Source organism: Rhodovulum sp. (genome assembly GCF_011048875.1).
Classification (GTDB): Bacteria; Pseudomonadota; Alphaproteobacteria; order Rhodobacterales; family Rhodobacteraceae; genus Rhodovulum; species Rhodovulum tesquicola.
In genome coordinates, this window is sequence record NZ_DSDD01000073.1 from 1 (window position 1) to 2848 (window position 2848).

Sequence of the window (2848 nt, forward strand, 5' to 3'; positions counted from 1 at the left end):
CGATGGCCCGCACGATGCCCGCCGCGCCCACGCCCGGCGCCTGCATCGCGCGCGACTTGTAGACGCCCGTGGCGATCAGCACCGCGTCATGCTTGCCGCGGATCGCGTCAAAGCTGATATCCACGCCCATATTGCAGTTCAGGACGAACTCGACCCCGCCCTGTTCCAGTTGTTCGACGCGGCGCATGACCACGTCCTTTTCCAGCTTGAAACCCGGGATGCCATAGGTCAGCAGCCCGCCCGCGCGGTCATGGCGGTCATGGACCGTGACCTGCACACCGGCGCGGCGCAGCATATCCGCCGCCGCCAGCCCGCCGGGGCCCGCGCCGATGATGCCGACGCTTTCGGGCCGCTCCTCGCGGGGCGCGATGGGCTGCACCCAACCGTTATCCCAGGCGGTATCGGTGATGTATTTCTCGACCGCGCCGATGGTCACGGTGCCATGGCCCGACTGCTCGATCACGCAATTGCCTTCGCACAGGCGGTCCTGCGGGCAGAACCGGCCGCAGATCTCGGGGAAGGTATTGGTCGCCTGGCTCATCTCGTAGGCTTCCTGCAACCGCCCCTCGGCGGTCAGGCGCAGCCAGTCGGGGATGTTGTTGTGCAGCGGGCAATGGGTCTGGCAATAGGGCACGCCGCACTGGCTGCACGGCTGGCCTGCTCGGCGGCCTTCTCGGCGTAAATCTCGTTGAAATCATGCGCACGCGAGTCTGCATCCCCCTTGAGGGGCATTTCCCTGGCGGTGCTGACGAACTGAAGCATCGGACGCTTCGACATGGCTGGCTTCCTGCGGACGGACTCCGTTTCCGCCCGCCCGCGCCCCGCTTCGCAATGGCGCCGATTAACGGTCAGTAAATATGACCTTTGGGGGCGCTTTCCATTCCGAATCAAACCCGTATGCTGGCGCCGATTCCGCTGCGGGCCGGGTGACATGGAACTCTTCAACCTCCTCCTCCTTGCCGTGATCCAGGGGATCACCGAATTCCTCCCGATCTCGTCTTCGGGCCACCTGATCCTGCTGCCCTACCTGACCGGCCAGCCGGACCAGGGCCAGGTGATCGACGTGGCGGTGCATGTCGGCACGCTGGGGGCGGTGATCCTCTATTTCCACAAGGATGTGGCGCTGGCGCTGGGCGGACTGGGACGGGTCATCCGCGGCCGGATCGACACGCCCGGCGCCTTTCTCGCGCTCTGCCTGATCGTCGCGACCATCCCGGTCGTGATCGCGGGCCTCCTGATCAAGCTGGTGGGCGTCGAGGAGATGCTGCGCAGCATGGCTCTGATCGGCTGCACGATGCTGATCTTCGGCATCCTGCTGTGGTGGATCGACACCCGCGCGCCGCGCACCCGCAAGGCGCCGCAATGGACGCTGAAACACGCCCTCGTCATGGGGTTCTGGCAGGTCGTCGCGCTGCTGCCGGGCACCTCGCGTTCGGGCATCACGATCACCGGGGCGCGGGCGCTGGGCTATGACCGGCCCGACGCGGCGCGACTGGCGATGCTTATGTCGATCCCGACGATCGCAGCCTCTGGCGTGCTGCTGGGCGGAGAGGTGATCCTGAACGCCGATCTTGCCATCGCCCGCGACGGCGCCATCGTCGCCGCTTTCGCCTTCGTCTCGGCGCTGGCCGCGCTTGCGGTGATGATGCGGCTGGCCCGCTCGATCAGCTTCACGCCCTATGTGATCTACCGGGTGGTGCTGGGGATCATCCTGCTGGGCATCACCTACAGTTAGAGCCTCATCCCCTTGGCCGACTCGCGGATGCCAAAGAACTGCCCCGCGGGCCGGTAGCGCCACAGGTATTCGGGCAGCACCGACTCCATCGAAACCGGCGCGATGCCCAGCTCGGCAAAGCCCGGCATGCCCTCGGCCACCACATTGTCCAGCGCGAGGTTCGTCACCTGGTCGCGGGTCAGGATCGAGTTGGTGAACAGCCCCAGCGACAACTTTTGCAGCAGGTCGAACGCCGTTCCCACCGCGGCAGAGGCGAACAGCGGCAGGTTCAGCACGATCCGGTTCGGTCGGCCGATCACCTCCAGCATCTCCTCCATGAGATCGGCAAAGCGTCGCACCTCCGGCCCGCCCAGCTCGTAGATCCCCGGCGCCGCCTTGCCCGTGACCCCCAGCACCGCGGCCTGCGCCACATCGTCGACATAGACCGGCTGGAACAGGGTATTGCCGCCCGTCACCGGCAGCACCGGCGCGAACCGCGCCATCGAGGCGAAGCGGTTGAAGAACTGGTCCTCCGGCCCGAAGATTACCGAAGGCCGCAGGATCACCGCCTCGGGGAAATTCGCCAGAACCGCCTGTTCGCCCTGTCCCTTGGTCTGGGCATAGGCGCTCTTGCCGTCCGGATCCGCCCCGATCGCCGAGACATGCACCAACCGTCCGACCCCGGCCTTCGCGGCCTCCTCGGCGACATGGCGCGCGCCGTGATGCTGCACCAGACCGAAGGTGTTGCGGCCGATCTCGTTCAGTATGCCGACGCAGTTGACCGCCGCGTCCGCCCCCTGCAGGGCGTAGGCGACCGAGGCGGGCTCGCGGATGTTGCACAGCATCGGCTCGACCTGGCCCACCGCGCCATAGGTGCGTACGAACAGCGCCTCATTCGGACGCCGCACCGCCACGCGCACGCGCCAGCCCTCGGCCGCAAGGCGCCGCGTGATGTAGCGTCCGACAAAGCCCGAGCCTCCGAAAACGGTCACAAGCCCTGCCATGCCCAGCCTCCCTCGCGGTATATGTCCTGTCCCCGAATACAGGGCCGGACCCGACCTCGCAAGTCATGCTGAGGTTCGCCGCGAATCGCCGTTGACACCACCCGCGGCCCTCTGTAAGTCACCGCCTCAC

Annotated in this window: 2 protein-coding genes and 1 pseudogene; 1 reads left to right on the top strand and 2 read right to left on the bottom strand. The window is 66.8% G+C overall.

From position 1 onward, the window contains the following. Nucleotides 1–777: pseudogene (locus ENN83_RS02455) on the bottom strand (FAD-dependent oxidoreductase); the annotation flags it as partial. A 154-nt stretch (nt 778–931) separates the two neighbouring features. On the opposite strand from ENN83_RS02455, the gene ENN83_RS02460 reads away from it, so the two are divergent. After that, nucleotides 932–1735, top strand: a complete 804-nt coding sequence (locus ENN83_RS02460) for an undecaprenyl-diphosphate phosphatase (RefSeq protein ID WP_287183669.1) — start codon at nt 932–934, stop codon at nt 1733–1735. Here ENN83_RS02460 and ENN83_RS02465 read toward each other — a convergent pair. After that, nucleotides 1732–2718, bottom strand: a complete 987-nt coding sequence (locus tag ENN83_RS02465) for a complex I NDUFA9 subunit family protein (protein WP_287183673.1) — start codon at nt 2716–2718, stop codon at nt 1732–1734. The genes ENN83_RS02460 and ENN83_RS02465 overlap by 4 nt on opposite strands. Between the last annotated feature and the right edge of the window lie 130 nt (nt 2719–2848).